20 protein-coding genes are annotated in these 19,566 nt (G+C 38.3%); 13 read left to right on the top strand and 7 right to left on the bottom strand.

Translation table 11 applies throughout. The features are described from left to right. The first annotated feature begins 33 nt into the window (after window positions 1–33). A complete protein-coding gene (locus LG336_RS11460; RefSeq protein ID WP_404332655.1) occupies window positions 34–891 on the top strand; it encodes an alpha/beta fold hydrolase in 858 nt (285 codons plus the stop codon). Here the strand turns inward: LG336_RS11460 and LG336_RS11465 are convergent. Beyond that, the gene (locus LG336_RS11465; RefSeq protein ID WP_404332656.1) at window positions 886–1,275 is read right to left on the bottom strand and encodes a thiol-disulfide oxidoreductase DCC family protein; all 390 of its coding nucleotides are present in this window, start codon (window positions 1,273–1,275) and stop codon (window positions 886–888) included. The genes LG336_RS11460 and LG336_RS11465 overlap by 6 nt on opposite strands. A 214-nt stretch (window positions 1,276–1,489) precedes the next feature. Between LG336_RS11465 and LG336_RS11470 the strand changes: the two genes are divergently transcribed. The 3 genes from LG336_RS11470 to LG336_RS11480 all read left to right on the top strand — a co-directional run bounded on the left by LG336_RS11470 (window position 1,490) and on the right by LG336_RS11480 (window position 4,941). Beyond that, window positions 1,490–3,037, top strand: a complete 1,548-nt coding sequence (locus LG336_RS11470; protein ID WP_404332657.1) for an acyl-CoA carboxylase subunit beta — start codon at window positions 1,490–1,492, stop codon at window positions 3,035–3,037. Between the two features lie 199 nt (window positions 3,038–3,236). Next, complete coding sequence (locus LG336_RS11475) at window positions 3,237–3,719, top strand: ribonuclease H-like YkuK family protein (RefSeq protein ID WP_404333141.1); 483 nt, start codon at window positions 3,237–3,239, stop codon at window positions 3,717–3,719. Window positions 3,720–3,912: 193 nt separating this feature from the next. Further along, window positions 3,913–4,941, top strand: a complete 1,029-nt coding sequence (locus LG336_RS11480; protein WP_404332658.1) for a potassium channel family protein — start codon at window positions 3,913–3,915, stop codon at window positions 4,939–4,941. A gap of 117 nt (window positions 4,942–5,058) precedes the next feature. Here the strand turns inward: LG336_RS11480 and LG336_RS11485 are convergent, their stop codons facing one another. Then, a complete protein-coding gene (locus tag LG336_RS11485; protein WP_404332659.1) occupies window positions 5,059–5,580 on the bottom strand; it encodes a MerR family transcriptional regulator in 522 nt (173 codons plus the stop codon). A gap of 210 nt (window positions 5,581–5,790) precedes the next feature. On the opposite strand from LG336_RS11485, the gene nadE reads away from it, so the two are divergent. Continuing rightward, window positions 5,791–6,609, top strand: coding sequence for an ammonia-dependent NAD(+) synthetase (nadE, locus tag LG336_RS11490; RefSeq protein WP_404332660.1), 819 nt, complete (start codon window positions 5,791–5,793; stop codon window positions 6,607–6,609). 281 nt (window positions 6,610–6,890) lie between these two features. Here nadE and LG336_RS11495 read toward each other — a convergent pair whose 3' ends face one another. Continuing rightward, entirely contained in the window at window positions 6,891–7,448 is a 558-nt protein-coding gene (locus LG336_RS11495) for a GNAT family N-acetyltransferase (RefSeq protein ID WP_404332661.1), read from the bottom strand. 244 nt (window positions 7,449–7,692) lie between these two features. Here LG336_RS11495 and LG336_RS11500 point away from each other — a divergent pair, with 244 nt between their 5' ends. The 3 genes from LG336_RS11500 (at window position 7,693) to LG336_RS11510 (ending at window position 9,525) form a co-directional block, all read left to right on the top strand. Then, window positions 7,693–8,670: a ring-cleaving dioxygenase gene (locus LG336_RS11500; protein ID WP_404332662.1), complete on the top strand. Its 978-nt coding sequence runs from the start codon at window positions 7,693–7,695 to the stop codon at window positions 8,668–8,670. A gap of 232 nt (window positions 8,671–8,902) precedes the next feature. Beyond that, window positions 8,903–9,253: a GNAT family N-acetyltransferase gene (locus tag LG336_RS11505; RefSeq protein WP_404333142.1), complete on the top strand. Its 351-nt coding sequence runs from the start codon at window positions 8,903–8,905 to the stop codon at window positions 9,251–9,253. 89 nt (window positions 9,254–9,342) lie between these two features. Then, window positions 9,343–9,525 carry a hypothetical protein gene (locus LG336_RS11510; protein WP_404332663.1) on the top strand — a complete coding sequence of 61 codons (183 nt, stop codon included), beginning with the start codon at window positions 9,343–9,345 and terminating at the stop codon, window positions 9,523–9,525. 74 nt (window positions 9,526–9,599) lie between these two features. Here LG336_RS11510 and LG336_RS11515 read toward each other — a convergent pair whose 3' ends face one another. Both LG336_RS11515 and LG336_RS11520 read right to left on the bottom strand, forming a co-directional pair. Then, entirely contained in the window at window positions 9,600–9,806 is a 207-nt protein-coding gene (locus LG336_RS11515) for a thioredoxin family protein (RefSeq protein ID WP_404332664.1), read from the bottom strand. A gap of 229 nt (window positions 9,807–10,035) precedes the next feature. After that, the gene (locus LG336_RS11520) at window positions 10,036–10,833 is read right to left on the bottom strand and encodes an HAD family hydrolase (protein ID WP_404332665.1); all 798 of its coding nucleotides are present in this window, start codon (window positions 10,831–10,833) and stop codon (window positions 10,036–10,038) included. A gap of 352 nt (window positions 10,834–11,185) precedes the next feature. Between LG336_RS11520 and LG336_RS11525 the strand changes: the two genes are divergently transcribed. Then, window positions 11,186–12,949: a glycoside hydrolase family 3 protein gene (locus LG336_RS11525; protein WP_404332666.1), complete on the top strand. Its 1,764-nt coding sequence runs from the start codon at window positions 11,186–11,188 to the stop codon at window positions 12,947–12,949. Window positions 12,950–13,167: 218 nt separating this feature from the next. Next, complete coding sequence (locus LG336_RS11530; protein WP_404332667.1) at window positions 13,168–13,767, top strand: class I SAM-dependent methyltransferase; 600 nt, start codon at window positions 13,168–13,170, stop codon at window positions 13,765–13,767. Between the two features lie 227 nt (window positions 13,768–13,994). On the opposite strand, the gene LG336_RS11535 is transcribed toward LG336_RS11530, so the two are convergent. Continuing rightward, a complete protein-coding gene (locus LG336_RS11535; RefSeq protein ID WP_404332668.1) occupies window positions 13,995–14,633 on the bottom strand; it encodes a hypothetical protein in 639 nt (212 codons plus the stop codon). Window positions 14,634–15,090: 457 nt separating this feature from the next. On the opposite strand from LG336_RS11535, the gene LG336_RS11540 reads away from it, so the two are divergent. The 3 genes from LG336_RS11540 (at window position 15,091) to LG336_RS11550 (ending at window position 18,595) form a co-directional block, all read left to right on the top strand. Next, window positions 15,091–15,858 carry a YhfC family intramembrane metalloprotease gene (locus tag LG336_RS11540; RefSeq protein WP_404332669.1) on the top strand — a complete coding sequence of 256 codons (768 nt, stop codon included), beginning with the start codon at window positions 15,091–15,093 and terminating at the stop codon, window positions 15,856–15,858. Window positions 15,859–15,997: 139 nt separating this feature from the next. Further along, window positions 15,998–16,519 carry a chloramphenicol phosphotransferase CPT family protein gene (locus LG336_RS11545; protein ID WP_404332670.1) on the top strand — a complete coding sequence of 174 codons (522 nt, stop codon included), beginning with the start codon at window positions 15,998–16,000 and terminating at the stop codon, window positions 16,517–16,519. Between the two features lie 123 nt (window positions 16,520–16,642). Beyond that, window positions 16,643–18,595 carry a GTP-binding protein gene (locus LG336_RS11550; protein WP_404332671.1) on the top strand — a complete coding sequence of 651 codons (1,953 nt, stop codon included), beginning with the start codon at window positions 16,643–16,645 and terminating at the stop codon, window positions 18,593–18,595. Between the two features lie 54 nt (window positions 18,596–18,649). Here the strand turns inward: LG336_RS11550 and LG336_RS11555 are convergent, their stop codons facing one another. Next, window positions 18,650–19,447, bottom strand: coding sequence for an HAD family hydrolase (locus tag LG336_RS11555; protein ID WP_404332672.1), 798 nt, complete (start codon window positions 19,445–19,447; stop codon window positions 18,650–18,652). Window positions 19,448–19,566: the final 119 nt, after the last annotated feature.

Consider the following 19,566-nt stretch of genomic DNA (forward strand, 5'->3'; position numbering starts at 1 on the left):
CTCATTCATATAGAATGACTAGGAGGAAATAGGTTGGATAAATGGAAAAGAAGAGTGGTCACCACTTCTAGGGGAGAGTTTGAAATTTTCATTAAGGGGAATGGAAACCCACTATGTGTGACACATCATTATTCTGAGTTTAATGAGACAGGGGACTATTTTGCTGATACTTTTACGATCTCACATCAAGTTTATCTTGTTAACTTAAGGGAGGCAGGACAGTCGGCGAAAGCTATGGAGCATTATCAACTTAGTATGTTAGAAACCATTTTTGACTTGGAAGCAATTCGCGAGGCTTTAGGCTTTAACAGATGGGGGTACGCTGGGCACTCGACAGGAGGGATGTTGGGGCTAATTTATGGTATTTATTTTTCAAATAGTTTGAGCTTCAATATTGTGGTGGGTGCTGCAGCAAGGGAGTATGCATCTTTTTCCTCAGACTGTATTTACAATCGCAATCATCCACAGTTTACAAAAATGCAAGATTTAATAGAAGAACTAAAACGCCCTGATATATCAAATGAAGCAAGAAAGGCACTAGCAATAGAAAGAACGAAGCTGTCATTATATGAACCACAACGATATTCTGAACTTTTTTCTGATAATAGGTCGAAAAAAATGTCAGCCATTAGGCTGAACTTCTTTAATCGGGAACTACAAATCTTTGATGTTAGCAAAAAGCTAAAACTGATTACAACACCTACTATAATTATTTGTGGGAAATATGATGTTCAATGTCCGTTGCTGTACTCGCTTGAGTTGCGCGAAGAGATTCCCAATTCAAAACTGATTATTTTTTCAGAGAGCAATCACTATCCTTTCTTAGAAGAAAAGGAAAAATTTCTGAAAGAGTTTCGCCTGTTTGTATCAGAGATTGGAAATAAGTTATAAAAATCTTTTTCTCGTCTCTGGAGAAGGCAATTTGCATTTATCCTTTTTTCCAAACCACTTATATCTATTTTTCGCAATAAAGTCATAGGCAAGATCTCGAATGGATGTGGGAATAGGGAGAAAGGCAACTCCGATTTTCCACACCCCTTTTAAGTTTTTACAGATACGTAGAGCGGCTGTTGACTTTACATAGTAGTGCTCATTCTCTATTAATATTAAGCTGTCTATATAAAGAGGGATGCTATAGTCCTTACGGAATTGTTGCCCAATATCGCTTTGTAATGAGGCGAACTTATAATAAGCATTGGGATCTCTTTTAATAATAAATTGAACACTTCGGTCGCAAAAATGGCATTCTCCATCAAATAAAACGATTTTGTTCATCTAGACCCTCCATCTAACAAAAAAATGTACTCTCTATATTTTAACAGAACTATATCTCGATAAGTACGACGACACATATAGTATAGAACAATATTTAACTGAAATAATTGTTATTCGCTGTCATACATATTATGATAGAGTAAAGGTTGTATTCGGAAGATTCTAAATATACCGACTGGTTGGAATATTTATTTTCATATAATAGGAGGAATCGATGGACAATATTAGAAAGCAAGTAGAAGATTTACAAGAAAGAAAAGCCGCTGCTCGACTAGGGGGTGGAGAAGCGAAAATCAAGAGTCAGCATGAGCGAGGTTTTTTAACTGCAAGAGAAAGAATTGAATTATTGGCTGATGAAGGGTCATTTATGGAGTTTGGAATGTTAAATACTTCTGATGTAAGGGGGAAGGAACAGAAAAGCTATGGTGACGGCCTCATAGCAGGAGTTTGTAAAGTTAATGGTCGACCAGCTGTTGTTCAGGCTGGTGACAAGACTGTTTTTGCTGCGACAGAAGGGAATGTTCATATCCGAAAATCAAGGATTGTACATGATTTTGCCGTTCGCAATGGTCTACCGTTGTTTTTTTTACATGAAGGTGGAGGTTTACGGATGCCAGATGGGATGGGCTCAGACGGGATTAGTGATAAATTGTTTCCCCCAGAAATGTTAACCCATCATCGACAGGTCCCGACGATGACGGCCATCCTTGGCGATAGTTTTGGTGGACCAACCTGGATGGCGGTATCGTCTGATTTTGTCACCCAGCTTGATGGTACATGCATGGCAATTGCGGGACCAAGGATGCTTGAGCTCGCGAATGGTCAAAAGTTACCTCTAGAGGAACTCGGTGGGGTCACAGTTCATAACAAATTTACCGGACAAATTGATCAGAATGCTGCTACGGAAGAAGAATGTATCAACCAGTTAAAGACTTATTTTGAATATATGCCACAAAATGCGGAAGAACCTCCGACTATGAGACCTACCAATGATGATCCTAACCGAAGGGTTGAGGAAGTGTATGACATCCTTCCGGAGAAGAGCAACCGAGTGTATGATATGAAAAAAATCATACAAGTTCTTGTTGATGATGGCGAATATTTTGAGATTCAGCCTAAATTCGGCAAAGGATTGATAACTGTACTGACTCATTTGAATGGACAAACGGTTGGAATTATTGCAAATCAACCGAATCAATTTGCGGGGGCACCAGGTCCTCAAGAATGCCAAAAAGCGACCGAATTTATTTGTCTCTGTGATTCCTTTCATATTCCATTGGTTTTCCTTCATGATACACCAGGGTTTCGTATTAGCTCGGAAGCGGAAAAAGCAAAAATGCCAACAAAAATTATGGTGTGGAATCAAGCACTCGCACTGGCCACAGTCCCAAAGATTTCTGTAGTTATTCGCAAAAGTATTGGTGCAGCCTATGGGAATATGTCTGGTCCAGGTATGGGTGGCGATTTGGTTGTGGCTTGGCCAACGGCAGAAATTAATTTTACAGGTCCAGAAGTGGGAATTAATGTTGTGTATGGGCGTGAGTTGGCTAATGCCGAAAACCCAAAGGAAATGAGACAGGAGCTTCTTAACCATTGGTCATTTGACAGTTCGCCTTATAAAGCGGCGGCCAAACATTTAATTGATGATGTAATAGAGCCCGCCGAAACAAGAAAATTCTTATGTCAATCGCTCGAATACCTATTAACCTCAAAACGGAAAAAAAGTGAGCGCCGTTTGGCTACTTGGCCAACTGGAATTTAAGTTATAGGTTTCCTTGTTGCGTGTCCACTCGAAAAAATCACAGAAAAAGAACAACATCCTGCTACTAGCTTAATATAATAGTAGTATCCGAGGTGTTCTTAGGGTGAAAAATTCGTTTCTATCCCAAATAATGTGGTGATATCAGGTGGTTACAAATCGAGATAAAAGGTATGTTTTTCAGAATTTACAAGAACGGAACATGACTTTTGACCAAGTATTTGAGAGAATACTGAAATTTATGAACCGGAAGCCAAATGGAAATTACAAATTGATGGTGGGGACCGATTCTCAAGTTCACATGGACAGGACCATTTTTATTACGGGTATTGTGATTCAAAATGAAGGGAAAGGCGCATGGGCTTGTATTAGAAAAAGTATTGTTCCAAGAAAAATGCTTCATCTACATGAACGAATCAGTTATGAGACTTCACTTACGGAGGAAATCGTTTACCAGTTTACAGAAGAGCATAAGAACAGGATGATTGACATAGTCTTACCGCATATTTATAAAGGTGCGACTTTTACGATGGAAGGGCATTTGGATATCGGTTCAGGGAAGAGAAATAAGACAAGAGAGTTTGTGCAGGAAATGGTTGCACGACTTGAAACCATCGGTGTAGAGCCTAAAATTAAACCAGAGGCATTTGTAGCATCCAGTTATGCAAACCGATTTACGAAGTAACTAATTCTTAATTTGATTATATTTCGAACAAATAGGCGTATCGGACGGGGGTTAGAACCGCCGTTCTTTTTGTTGTAAAAGGCGAGAAATACTCAGTATGAAGGCATTCATCTCCATTATTTGGGTATAATGGGTAAAGGATTCAGCAGATCGTTCAACTAAGTTCGATGGCATTTTGAAAAGAGGATGCAAAATGGGTATTTTACATAGAATGCTCTCAAAATTAATTAAGATTAGTCTATGGCATGCTGCAATGATTGCTATTATTCTAATGTTCCTTAGTAGTTTTTTGATGTTGAAGATAGAATCTGAAACATTTCCCCGGTTTATTGACGCCCTATGGTGGACGATGACAACACTCGTTACAGTGGGCTACGGTGATATTTATCCTAAAACCAATTTTGGGAAGATATTTACAATGGCTCTTGTCTACACCTTTGGGATTGGGGCAATGGGGATTCTCGTAGGAAAGCTCTTCGAGGGTTTGACTATATTCCGAAGGCTAAAGGAGGAAGGGAAATTGAACTATGAGGGGAAACAACACTATATCTTGATTGGCTCCTCAAAGGATAAGCTCGGAAGTATTCTTGAGGAAATCCTTCTTAACGATAAAAAAAGTGATGTTGTCGTTGTTGACGATGGCTCCCGTTCCCCAATCGAGCATGAGAGGGTCCATTATGTTAGTGGAAACCCAGCGGCTGAAAACGTCTTAATGAAAGCTAATATTCTTGAGGCAAAATCAGTGGCAATCTTTTCAGATGAATGGAATGAACAAGCAGAGTATTCTGACGGAAAGACACTACTGATTGCCTCAAGAGTGGAACAACTTGCAAAGAAGTATAAAAAAGATATCTATACAGTTGTTGAAGTGAAGAAAGAAATGCATCTAGCCCTTTTTGAGCACGCGAATGTCGACGAATTTATTCTTTCAAGTGACTCTTTGTCACGTTTAATGGCGCAGGCGACCATTCATCATGGCTCCAGTCAATTATTTGAACAGCTAATGAGTAAAAGAGAAGGGGAAAACCTTTATGAGATAAGGAAAAAGACACATTGGATTACGTATAGGGATGCAGCAACAGAACTATTTGAACAAGGGGCTACATTAATTTCGGACGGAACCAGTCTAGACATCGCACGCCGCTCCAATGAAAGGATATCATCCGACGTAAAATTGTTCGTGATTTGCGATGAAAAGACATATGAAAAAATCATAAGATAGGTATAGAACCATGGGATAGAAGGCTGTATCGAAGGGAAAACTCGGGGTGAAATTTAAGCAATCTCGTTTCTCTTTTTATTGGAAAATAAAAAAGCACATCCTTCCAAATGTGCTTTTTCAAATCCCCAAAAATGAACTTATGAAATTTTTTTTCTTTATTCTTTTAAAAAGTCCAGTCTCTTCAGTAGAGGCAGCGACCATTTCGATTGGGTCCGGTTCACTCTGGCGGTTCTTTTCCTCTAACCGTTCAATTTGTTGTGTTAGGGTTTCAATCCTTTCATTTAGCTCCTCGATTTCTCTTCGGTGCTGTAGTAGTTGGTATGAGACGTGTTCATCTGCTTTACGCTCTATTTTTGATTCGAGTTCAGTCATTTTGGTTAGAAGTTTTTCGAAATCATCCTGGCGAATTTCCTTTTTTACCGTTGCCTGGCGAGTCTTTTTTGCTGCCGCAGCAATATCTTGAAGGAGGACTCCATTATTAATCTGTTCCTGAATTTTTTTCATCACTTCAATATCTTCATCATTAAACACATAATGACCAAGTTCATTTCGGTTCATTTTAAGATTGGCATGCTTCACCCATCGCTGAATGGTGCTCGGTGAAACACCAAGTAATTTTGCAACTGCATTTGTATTCATACGAATCCCTCCCCGATAATTACACATTCGCTATCGAATGGAAGAATCCTTTAAGAATGACAAAACAAGTATTTGTTCGGCAAAGATAGTGAATATTCTTCGTGTATTGTCGAAGTTGCACAAACTTCTGTGGGTAGAACCTTACCATTCATTTGAATCTAGAGTCAGAAAGTATTAAACTTTTAGTATATTAAAGACGAGGTGGATGCAATGAGTATACAAGAGACAATTATTAAGGATTTACATGTAAAATCAGAAATTGACGCAAAGCAGGAAATAAAAGACCGGGTAACCTTTTTAAAAAACTACCTAAAAAACTCGGGCGCGAAGGGCTTTGTACTTGGGATTAGTGGTGGACAAGATTCCAGTTTGGCAGGCAGACTTGCCCAGCTTGCGGTGGAAGAGGCTAGAAACGAAGGGGATGAAGCTAAGTTCATTGCTGTGCGCCTACCTTATGGAGTTCAGAAGGATGAGGATGACGCGCAGGCAGCGCTTAATTTTATTAAGGCCGACGAAGAGTATGTCTATAATATCAAAAGTGCCGTGGATGCAGCAGAGACTGAATACAATACGATGGGCGCGAATCTGTTGAGCGATTACCAAAAAGGCAATGTAAAGGCACGAATGAGAATGATTGCACAATACGCAATTGGTGGGGAAGAGGGCTTGCTTGTTATCGGAACCGATCATGCTGCGGAAGCTGTAACCGGCTTCTTCACGAAATATGGCGATGGTGGAGCGGATATCCTCCCGTTATCAGGTTTAAGCAAGCGCCAGGGGAGAGCCTTGTTACAAGAACTAGGTGCAGAAGAAAGGCTTTACTTGAAAGTTCCTACAGCAGACTTATTGGACCAAAAGCCAGGCCAAGCCGATGAAACAGAGCTAGGCATTACATATGATGAGCTAGACGATTATCTAGAAGGCAAAAAGGTACCCGCTGAAGTAGCAGAAAAAATTGAAAAACGATACCTTGTAACCGAGCATAAGCGCCAATTACCCGCCACTATTTTTGATCAATGGTGGAAATGATAACAACTATTTTTTGTTGTTATTAAAAGGCTCTTTTCTCAAACTTTGTTGCTCTTGGATACAAATTCGTTGAATTAAGCTTTGTTTCACTTCAAAGTACCCTTTTATTAATGAGAAAAGAGAGTGCAAACTTCTTATCACGTACCAAATAGCTTATCTTGCGTTAAAATCGGCTTTAGGTAGTAAAAATCGGCTTTAAGATTTTTACAATTTTAACAACAATCTTTACGAAAACAGCCTATTAAAAACAGCGTATCTGAAATGGATACGCTGTTTTTCTCTTATTGTACACTTTCCCATTCTTCTCTTAAGATACCAAGCTTAACGCTGTCATAATACTTGCCTCGGTATAGTCGACTTTTGCGAATGCGACCTTCCACCATCATGCCAAGCTCTTTCCCAATTTTGATCATTCGATCATTTCCTGACCATGTCGAAAGTCCGATTCGTGGAATAGGAAAGGTGTAAAATAAATAATCCATCCATGTTTTTATGGCATCTGACACATAAGGGTCACCTCTATAAGCTGGGTGGTAAATGGCTATTCCAATTTCAAGTGAATTTGAAGATTCATGTTCCCAATCATAAAAAATTACACCGATCATTTTTTCCTTTACCTTAACCACCAATTGTTTATCAAGTCCTTGTTTTATTAAGTTGAGCATTTGATCGTGGAACTTCTCATATTCTATTGGTTGAAGGGTAAGGTAGGGTGAATCCCATTTTCTCCATTCTGGATGATCCTCATTATAGATGAGGTCCCATAATTCATGCAGATCTTTTTCTTTAAGATTCTCTAGCTGCACCAGGCTTCCCTTTAAAGGTTCACTCATGTGCATCCTGTGCACCTCCAATTATTTTAATTGAGGTATTAAATGGTACTAACCTTACTTCTTCTTTATTGTTGCATAAATTTCCTCCCAATTTTCACTTTTGATAAATGTTTCACAGAATCTTCAATTAATAGTTAGGGTAAGAAAATTTTCTTTAAAACCATGTATTAATCATTGAAGGGCATTAAGCTGGAAACCCTATCCATTAATAATTACAATAAAAGTAAAGATGAAACTAAAGGAGAAAAAAATGCAGCTAAAACCATTAAAAGGGCAACATCATGTGTCGGCGATTACAAAAGATGCCAAGAGAAATTATGAATTTTATACAGAAAAACTCGGAATGAGATTAGTGAAAAAAACGGTGAATCAGGATGAAACCTCCATGTATCACCTGTTTTACGCAGACGAAAGAGGAAATCCTGGTACGGATTTAACCTTTTTTGAAATTCGAAATGCCGGGCGAACTTATCCAGGGACAAATAGCATATCATTGACAACCTTACGGGTGCCAACAGATGAGTCTCTTCAATATTGGAAAAACCGTTTCGGAAAATATAATGTTGAACATGATGAAATGACTGAAATCAATGGAAAAAAAGCTTTGTTTTTCAGGGATTTTGAAAATCAGCGCCTAGCCTTGATTTCCGATGAGAATAATATGGGAGTTTCAGGTGGAAGGGCTTGGGTAAAAAGCACTGTTCCGGTAGAGCATGCAATCTTTGGCCTAGGTCCGGTGATGTTGACCGTTGCCGATTTAGGACCCACTAAGCAGGTACTAACACAAATTTTAGGTTACCGTGAAACTGGGAATTACATTTTGTCCCCGGGTCAACATGAGGTAACGGTACTAGAAACCGGTGAAGGTGGTAATGGTGCAGAGCTCCACATTATTGTACAGGCGGATCTCCCTCGCGAACGAGCAGGTCGAGGAAGTGTCCACCATGTTGCATTTCGAGTTGAAAGTGAAGAAGAATTGCGTAAATGGGTGACATTTCTTAAAGAAAACCGCATACCTAGTTCGGGATTTGTGGAGCGTTATTATTTCCGTTCTCTTTATTTTCGCGAGCCAAACGGTATCTTGTTTGAATTAGCTACAGATGGACCAGGGTTTGAAGGGGATGAATCTTTCGAGCATTTAGGTGAAACCCTTGCCTTGCCGCCATATTTTGAGGATAAGAGACAGGAAATTGAATCACGTCTAGAACCATTGGATACAAAAGAATAATCATTAAAACCTGGGATTTCATTTATTCCAGATTTAAATTGTGAAAAATTAATTCATTTGGGGCGAGGAGGTATGAGTAGTGGACATACTGCGTGCAGAAGTTAAGCATGCCGAAGGTATTGCAAAAGTTTGTTCAGATGCCTATCGGGCAACCTACAGGGATACCCACTCACAGGAGTAAATAGAAAGAACAATAGAAGAATTTTATCATCTTTAACGCATTCGGGAAGAGATAAACGTTGAATTCGATGGGTGGGATGGCTGGCTTGTTGCGCTAGAGGCTGAAAAAGTGATTGGTGCAATTGGTGGCGGGATAATTGGTAAAGATATAAGTGAGGTTTTTGTTTTATACCTTGACCCAGAAAGAGGGAGAGAAGGGATTGGAACTCTTCTGTTAAATGCTCTTACAGAAGTACAAAAAGTAAAAGGAGCAACAAAACAATGGGTTTCTGTGGCGAAAGGAAATCAAAAAGGAATTCCATTTTATGAGGCCAAAGGGTTCATATTTGCGGAAGAAATCCAGTGTTTTGGTAATAGTAAGCATGAAAAGTACGTCTCTTTGCGCTATTATCGTGAGATCTAATCTTTAATTTCTTAATAGATTTTACCAAAGAGTACATTACGCATAATTCCCCAATCATTTTCCATAATAACAATGAAGGGGGGATATTCATGGCAAAACGTACGAAGAAAAATGATGCAGCACAAAAAAATAAACAGGGTTTTGACTCTAGTAAAACAGATTCAGAATTCTCAAAAGAACTCGGGAGTGCAGCTGCTAACCGAGCACATAAGGAAAAAGAAAAAAGGAAGAAATCATCCAAAAACCAGGGCGAATGGAAAGGGATGCATTGATTCACACATAGAACAAAAAAGCCTTCACTTAGTTGATGAAGGCTTTTTTAATTCTCAGCATGGAAACCCCCATGTTAAATACTTTCATGAATTTTCCTGATATTTTCTTGGAATTTTTCTAGGTGAACGATACGGGCTTCACGTAAAACCTCTTTTCCATCAAAATATAAAACCAAAACGGGCACGGTAAATGCCATTAAATAACCAGCAATTTCGGGCACTTCTTTTGCATTGATGGTCGCTAATTTAATGCGAGAAAAATCTTTAAGAACATCCTCCACCTGAGGAAGTAAACCGTGGCAAACACTTCAACCATTTGTTAGGACATAAAGAAAACTTAACTCGTTTTGATGGATAAAGTCTTCAACTTCCTCGATAGAAGTGAGTTTTACCATAACAATAGCCTCCTTTTTTAAGACGGTAAACCACTAATTATTCCTTAGGCTTATCGTTACCGTTTAGGTTCTTTTCATTCTAAAAGGGATATTAGAATGTTTGAAGAAACCAGTCTTAAAGATTTAACAGTTCATGAACTGCATAGGCAAAACCATTTTCATCATTTGTTTTAGTGATAATATCAGCCTGCTCCTGAATATGAGTTGGTGCATTGCCCATGGCAATTGAAGTGGTTGCTACTCTGAATTGAGCTAAATCATTTCCCCCGTCCCCAAATGCAAAAATCTCTTCAAATTGTTGATTTGCAAGTTGTTGATAACGAATTAATGCGGTTCCTTTATTCGCTTCAATGGAGGTGAACTCGATATTGTTAGGGTGTGATGAAGCCATGGAAACTTCATAATTTCCTTCAATTGCTTGTTTGACTACTTCGATTTTTTCAAGCTGATTCTTTCGTGATACAGCCATTATCTTATAAATTTGGAGATTGTCTTTCTCTAAAATTTGATCGTAGTCATAACTCTGGAAAATATGCTCTTTCTCTTCATCATTTTTATCTTGAATTTCAGGGTTTCTGCATGGAAAACCACCTCGATTCGTATAAACCATCAGCCATAAACCCATTTGCTTTAAAACCGGAAACAACTTTTTATAGATGGAAATAGGAAAAGAGGCTTCAAAAAGGACCTCGCTTGTTTCTGAATATAAAACGGTGCCATTAATACAAAAAATAGGGCATTGAATTTGTTTAATAGCATCAAATTTAATTACATCTTCATACGCTCGACCTGTGTTGATAATAATGGCGTGTCCCTGCTCCTGTATGTATGATAAAGCTTTAAAATTCTCATTCGAAATCTCATGATTTGAATTTAATAATGTACCATCTAGATCAATTGAAAAACACTTCATGTTTTATAGTTCCTTTCCATTTGGTTGAGTTAATGACTATTGTTGAGTTATTACACAGTTGATTGGAGCGAAACCAATAGCTTTGGATAACACAACCTTCCAGTAATATTTAAAGATTACTATAACAAATAACTTAGAATGGTGAAAGCTAATGAAAGTCATCTGTTGGTGTGGCAACTTATGAATTTTTTGTGTACTAATTCAAAATGGTGGAAAGTTTTTAGTTTTAATAATATACTAGTATACAAGTACTGGTGAGAATGATTCCCCAACCTTTGGGTACCTTATTTGTTGGGGAATCAGCTAGAGATACCAGTCAAGCATCTTCATTACATAAGGGAGCGTATATACAATGAAAAGTGTAGATTTGAAAGCAAAGCCTTATCATTTATCTGATTCTGATATAAACTGGGTAAAAGAAACCATCAATTCCATGTCCATTGAAGAAAAGATTGGACAGTTATTTGTAAATATGGGAGCGAGTCGTACAGAAGAATACTTATCTGATATGGTAAACAATTATCATATTGGTGCTGTTCGCTATAATCCTGGAAAAGCAGAAGAAGTATATGAGCAAAATAAAATTCTTCAAGAAAACAGTAAAATTCCATTGTTAATTGCTGCGAATACCGAAGCAGGTGGAAATGGCGCATGTACAGATGGAACCGAAGTTGGACTCGAAGTTAAAATCGGGGCAACAAATGATCCTAAATATTCTTATGAAATGGGCCGCGTTTCTGGTGTAGAAGCATCTGCAATCGGATGTAACTGGAGTTTTGCTCCGATTGTAGATATCGACTACAATTGGCGGAATCCGATTATTTCTAGTCGTTCATTTGGTTCAGACCCAGATTTAGTCCTAGAAATGAGCCTTGCTTACATGAAAGGAATTCAAGAAAGTGGTATTGCACCTGCAGCAAAGCATTGGCCTGGTGATGGTGTGGATGAAAGAGATCAGCATCTTTCTTTTAGTGTAAATAGTTTATCAACAGAAGAATGGGACGAGACATTTGGAAAAGTATACAAAGGTTTAATTGATGCTGGTCTACCTTCCATCATGGCTGGGCACATCCACTTGCCTGAGTACCAAAGATTTTTCAACCCAGATGTGAAGGATGAAGAGCTATTACCAGCCACTCTTTCTAAAGAAATCACAACTGATCTATTACGTGGAAAATTAGGATTCAATGGGGTAGTTGTAACAGATGCTAGCCATATGGTGGCGTTAACTTCTGCGATGAAGAGAAGCGAAATGCTTCCGACAGCGATTGCTGCTGGTTGTGATTTATTTTTATTCTTCAACGATCCTGATGAAGATTTTGGATATATGATGGATGGGTATAAAAACGGAATTATCACAGATGAGCGTTTAGAAGAAGCCCTAACACGTATTTTAGGATTAAAGGCAAGCATTGGTCTTCATAAAAAAGCAAAGACTGAAATCTTGCCTCCTAAAGAAGAAGCTTTGGCAAAAATAGGGTTACCTGAAAACAAAGCCCTATTTAAAGAAGTAGCAGACGAAGCGATTACTCTAGTTAAAGATAAGCAAGAGATTTGGCCAGTAACTCCAGAAAAATACAAGCGCGTACTGTTAGTTGAGGTTACAGGTGTTCAAGGTGGTTTTGGGGCACTAATTGCTGGAAGAGGTCCAAAACCAATTGCCCTAATGAAGGAAGAACTTGAAAAACAAGGTTTTGAAGTCGAAATTTATGAGTCTCCGATGAAAAAAATCATGGACTTGCCCGAAGAAGAGCGTATGAAAAACATCGCTGGTGTTTATGCAGCGAAGAGACCTATTACTGACTTGACAGATAACTATGATTTAATTATCAATATCGCCAATGTAAACCCAGGAACTATTCAAAGAATTGTATGGGAAGCAAGCAAAGGAACACCAGATATTCCTTTCTATGTACATGAAATTCCAACCATCTTTATTTCTGTTCAATATCCATACCACTTGGCAGACGTACCACAAGTAAAAACATATATTAATGCATATGATGGTAGACAGCAAACACTAGAGCTATTAGTTGAAAAAATGATGGGACGTTCTGAATTTAAGGGGAAAAGTCCTGTAGATGCGTTTTGTGGCTTTATCGATACGAGAATCTGATTTTTAGCAGCAGATAAATGGTTACGAGCTATTAAAGAGTAGATCTATCTAAAAAAGTATCATTTCACTCATTTTTGAGCTTGAAATGATGCTTTTTTGTATGCTTGAAGATGGGGATTTGCCTATACAGGCTGAATTAGATTTTTTTAGTAGGTTATAATGAGGCTAGCATTATCTGGTTAAAAGCAAAGGATATACTTAAAACGGAGAGTGATAGGATGCAAAACCATTGGGACGAACGATTTAATTCAGAGGCTTTTGTATATGGGGAAAGACCCAATGCTTTTATAGAGACCAAAGCAGTGTCGTTAGAAGGGAAAAAGAATATTGTCGCGTTTGCGGAAGGTGAGGGAAGGAATGCCGTATTTCTTGCAAGACAAGGACATCACGTAACCTCATGGGACTATTCTGTAAATGGCTTAAAGAAAACCGAGCAGTTGGCAAAGCGTTTTAATGTAACGGTGGAAACGGAGCAAAAGGATTTAATCCATGACTCAGTCCCTTCCGAAAAATACGACGGTGCCATTATGGTCTTTGGTCATTTTCCTAAGGAAAACCAAAAAGTAGTGTTTGATAAATTGGTTTCAGTAGTAAAACCAAATGGCGTTATTTTATTTGAAGTATATTCAGAAGAACAGCTAAGGTACCAAACAGGGGGTCCAAGAAATGAAGATATGCTTTATAATCCTAAGGACATTTTAGGTTGGATAAAAGAACACGAGATCCCGCATTTCTTTTATGGTGAACAGGAAAGAGAAGAAGGGATCTTACATACAGGCATGGGGCATGTCATTCAAGCTGTCGTACGGAAAAAATGACACGATTTTGTTGGATTCCATTTGAAGAAACCTATTTTTAGTAACTAACTGGTTCTCTTTGAGGTGCCAAAAGCAAAAAGCATAGCGATTCACGAAATAAAAAGCAGGGCAACCATATTGGAATTTGCCCTGCTCATATCTCTGTATATAACCGGAAAATCTCCGCTTATTGTTTTACACCGTTAAAGAGAAACCGCTATTTTAGTAACAGAGGTTTCTTTATATTATCATTTATTTTTTTTCTTCAAGAAACCATCAATAATTGAACGGAATAAGGAGTCCTTCTTCGTTACAGATGAGCTTGAGTTATTTTGTTTGATTACAGTCCAATGTCCATCCATGTCAGTAGGGTCTTTCAAAATGTCAACGTGAAAGTGAAGACAGAATTCATGCATGTCATCATAATCAAAACTATAGAAGGGCTCCTTTCCAGTCTTAATATTTGTTCCGGTAGGTAATTTTTCAAATGGAAAAGGTTTTCCTTCTTGTTCTATCTCTAATACATCTTCGCCGAAATAAATTTTTCGTACAAGTTTTCCTTCTTGATGAACGCTTAAATAATAGGTATCTACAGTGCTTTGAGCCATGACATTGAGAACGGTACTCCGAACTGCGAATGAAAGACGATTTGCTAGGTCGAGTAGTTGCTCATATGAATCGTGAAGAATTGTGACCCAATTTTCATGAAGTATACTAAGGGCAAAAATGGACGGAGTTTCGTTTTTAAAGAAAGCAAAGGCAGAGCTTTGGTTCTCGTATATAGAAGGTTTTTCTCCAGTTTTCTCCTCGAGCCAATCCAATAAAAAGGACTTTACATCATTTGGTTGATTCGTTTTAATATGTAATTGATATAAACTAATAGACATAACAGCACCTCTTAAATTAGGTTCTCTAATTATATATCCTAATTCTATTAAAAAGGTAAAAACCCTTTCATGGTGATATGAATCATTCCTTTTTTTATCCATTTAAACAAGTTATTATGTGCAGATATTCTTAAAGTAGTTGGAAAGTGTCATTTTATGCTTTAGATGAGGAATATATTGAATTTATCCAGACCTTGCAACAAGGAGTCATGAAATTAGGTGAAAATGAGACAGCCCAACAAGGCGCAAAATAACATTATCGACGATTATCACAACAGAAAACAATAAAGTTAAGGAGGTAAAGACGGTTACTAGCGTTTGTGCTATATGTGCCCTAGGTAAGAACAAGAAAGCTAGAATGGTAGCTGGTAGCCAATAGAAAAACAAAAGGGTGCCGCCATATGATAAGGATAGTATTTTTTAATGAAAACGGAGTTATAAGGGAGAGGAATCTAACATGGTAAGCAATGCAATGATCGGTTCTATGATAGGGTTTGTGATTTTCGCCATTTTGTTATTTCCTGCATTTATTTTATATTTTAGAAAGACGATTGGCATCACTGTAAAGCCCATCATCATTGGAAGTATCGGTTTTATTGTATTCACTCAGATTCTCGAGAAAATCTTACATGTTGTGGTCATTACAAATTATCCAAACTATGCGGAGCACCCATGGTTATTTGGGCTTTATGGTGGAATGGCTGCTGGTCTATTTGAAGAATTAGGTCGCTTCATCTTGTTTACATGGCTATTGAAAAAACACCTTGATTATAAGGGTGGTATCTCCTTTGGTGTTGGTTGGGGAGGAATTGAAGCAATTGTCATTGCTCTGACTATGACACTTCCAAATATCCTTTTCGCAACCTTGATAAATGCGGGTACGTTTGATGCGATGATGGCTGGGCAGCTTCCACCTGAACAAATAGCAGCTGTAAAAGATTTATTGATCGACCAAGGGGTAGGAGCTGCTCTATGGGGCATCCCGGAACGTTTCTTTGCCGTATGGATGCAAATTGCTTTTAGTCTATTGGTGTTATTAGCTGTAGTAAAAAAGAGATTTTCCTATGTTATATATGCGATTCTCATTCATGCCGTGATTGACTTCCCAGCTGTTTTTTATCAAACAGGCTACATCGAAACCTTATGGGTGATTGAATTATATATTGCAATCATTGGTATCCTCTCGATTGTTTTTATTAGAAGAGTTCAACAAAGCTTTTACTAGACTAAAACCTCAATGAGGTTGGGATGGTTTAGAACCTGCCTCCCTACCTCATTGAGGTATTTTTATAATATTTTATTGCCTTCGAAGTCACCTTACCGTATTCTACTTGTATTATATGGAAATATGGAGGGCCGAAGAAATGGAAAGGGGAAAGATTATTTTATTAAATGGAGTATCTAGCTCAGGAAAATCTTCTTTAGCAAAAGCATTAGTGAAAAGGCTACCTGATCACTTTCATTATAGTATTGATGATTTTGATGTAGTGATTGAGCGTATGGAGGACCGGGAAAAGCAAAGGTTAATTCCAGTCCCGACAGACTATTATTTTCACTGTACAATTAAGATGTTTTCTAATTCTGGAATTAACCTGGTGGTGGATCAAATTCTACATAATGATGATACTTTAAAAGATTGCTTGAATACTCTCGAGGGCTATCCTGTCTACTTTGTAGGGGTACATTGTCCTATCCATGAGCTAGAAAAAAGAGAAAAAGCACGAGGAGATCGAACTCTAGGACTATCTAGAAAACAACTTAAATATGTTCATCAACAAAATGAAGTCTATGATATTGAAGTGAACACTGGCTATGAAAGTTTGGATATCTGTACAGATAAAATAGTCAAAGAGTATTTAGATGCTCCTGTTTTAAAGGGTTGGTAGCTAATACTACATAAAGAATCGAAGACTCATATATAGGGAGCAAGCCCGAACACAAACCGCTAGTAGCTTTCTGTTTGGTATAATTAGTAAAGAAAAAGATATTGAGCGGATTGAGGGACAGAAATGAATAAAACGATTGGCGTATTGGCGCATGTTGATGCAGGAAAAACAACCTTTTCTGAGCAGCTTCTTTACCATACAAATAGTATTAAGCAAAGGGGACGTGTCGATCATCAGGATGCATTTCTTGATAGTCATAAGATTGAGAGACAGCGTGGGATTACAGTTTTTGCTGACCAAGGAATGTTTACATATAATGATTCAACTTATTATTTAATCGATACGCCTGGACACATCGATTTTTCACCAGAGATGGAACGGGCGATTCAGGTGATGGATTATGCGATTGTCATCATTAGTGCTGTCGAAGGAATTGAAGGTCATTCAGAGACAGTTTGGGAGCTTTTAAGGAAGCATCAAGTGCCGACCTTTTTCTTTATTAATAAAACGGACCGAGTTGGGGCAGATGTTAAGAGAGTAATTGAAGAAATCAAACTAAATTTATCAAATGATGTATGTGAGCTAAGTACTCCATTGTTAAATGAGGATTTAAATGAGGAGTTAGTTGAATTCGTTGCCGAACGGAATGAAGATCTTTTGGATTTTTATATGGAAAATGGATATGAAAAAGAACGCTGGTTTAAAGCGATGCAGAAGATGGTTAAGGAGAATCAACTCTTTCCATGTTCTAGCGGCTTGGCTCTTCAAGATAAAGGGATTGCAAGCTTTTTAGAAAACCTGGAACAGCTAACGGTTACTGATTACGAAAACGAAAGCTCCTTTGGAGGCCGTGTATATAAAATACGCCATGATGACAATGGAATGAGAATTACCTTTATCAAAGCCATAAAAGGTACGTTAAAGGTACGGGATGAAATTAGCTATGGGTCTCCAGGTGATCCTAATACCGAAAAGGTAACTCAAATACGCATATATAGTGGCAGAAAGTATAAAACAGTTGATTCTGTCGAAGCTGGACAGCTTTTTGCAGTGGTAGGTTTAACGAATGCTACTGTGGGAGATGGGCTAGGAGTGGTTCATGAAAAGTCAATTTATGAAATGATTCCCACTCTAAAATCCAAAGTGATGTTTGAACAAGGAATCAATAGTAAAGAAGCTTTGATGTATTTTCGGACTCTAGAGGCGGAGGACCCTGCGTTAAATGTGCTTTGGGAAGAGAATTTACAAGAGATTCATCTTCATGTTATGGGGGCCATTCAGTTAGAAATTTTAGAACAATTGGTCATGGAGCGCTTTGGATTGAAAGTCTCATTTGCGGAACCAGAAATAATGTATAAAGAGACCATCCAATCAACGGTGAATGGGTATGGGCATTTTGAGCCGTTAGGCCATTATGCAGAGGTCCATCTTCGAATACAACCAATTGAACAAAATCGTGGGATTATTTTTGAAAATCAATGTCACGCTGACGACCTAAGTGTTGGAAATCAAAATCTAATTCAGCATCACTTATTTGAACAGGAACACCATGGCCTATTAACAGGATCACCATTAACAGATGTGAAGGTTACCTTGCTCACCGGTAGAGCTCATAATAAACATACTGCGGGTGGCGACTTTAGAGAAGCCACTTACCGTGCCCTAAGGCAGGGGCTTGAAAAGGCAGAGAACTTCCTACTTGAACCAGTGTATCAATATAAAATTAAAGTAGATCTTGATCATATGGGGCGGGTCTTAGCGGATATACAAACAGCATATGGAAGCTTCAATCCACCTAAAACAATAGCTGATAAAGCTATCATTACCGGAACCGTTCCTGTCGCTACATTTATGAACTACCCAGGAAAATTGGCAGCATTTACGCATGGAAAAGGTTTAGTTAGCCTCATATTTGCAGGCTATGAGCGGTGTCATAACCAAAGGGAAATCATTGAAAAAATCGCCTATAATAAAAATGCCGATCCAAAATATACATCATCTTCGATCTTTTGTTCCAAGGGGCAAGCTTACAACGTCCCTTGGCATGAAGCTGAAGGCGAAATGCATGGGTTATAATTTCCAACCACATAGGAAAAGGAGCTAGGGGATTGGTTACCCTAGCTCCTTTTATTAGTCATTTAAAAGATGACGAACGGCGTAAGCGAATCCATCTTCATCATTTGTCTTTGTAACGATATCTGCTTCTTGTTGGATGTGGAGAGGGGCATTGCCCATTGCCACAGCGATGTCGGCAACCTCAAACTGCCCAAGGTCATTTCCACCGTCACCAAAAGCGATGATTTCATCAAATTTTATCTGCATCATTTGTTGGTAACGTAATAGCGCCTTTCCTTTGTGTGCTTCACCAGAAGTGATTTCCACGTTATTAGGAAATGAAGAAGCCATCGTAAGGTCGAACTTGCCAATCAATGCCTTCTTTACTACCTCAATTTTTGCTAGTTGGTCATGGTGGACTAAGGCAATGAGTTTGTAAATTTTTAAGTTATCCTTGGTTAGAATGGCATCGTAATCAAACTCATTAAATAGGTTATCAAGCTCTGCTCTAGTTTTATGATGCAGTGGCGGCAATGTGGAAGGAAGCCCGCCTTCATTTGTATAAACAAGGATTCCTACTCCCATTTCCTTTAAAACTGGAAATAAGTCTTTATATATAGGGAGGGGAATGGTTGCTTCATATAACATTTCACCTGTTTCGGAGTATATAACAGATCCATTTACACAAAATATTGGAAGCTTCATCGCCCGGATAGCCTCGATTTTTTTTACATCTGCGTAGGCCCTACCTGTGTTTAATATCAGACAATGCCCTTGCTCCTGAAGCTCATTTAGGATTCTCGCATTTTCAGAAGAAATTTCATGGTTAGAATTTAGTAGTGTTCCATCTAAGTCGATTGAAAAACATTTCATTGTTCGGTTTAATTCCTTTCCTGTTATCTCATAGCATACTATAACAGAAAAATGGAGTGACCGTTAGTTTGGAGACCGCTCAGAAACCTAAGTATCTTGTCCCTAGAATGATTATATAA

The organism is Mesobacillus maritimus, assembly GCF_044803185.1.
GTDB lineage: Bacteria > Bacillota > Bacilli > Bacillales > Cytobacillaceae > Mesobacillus_B > Mesobacillus_B maritimus_B.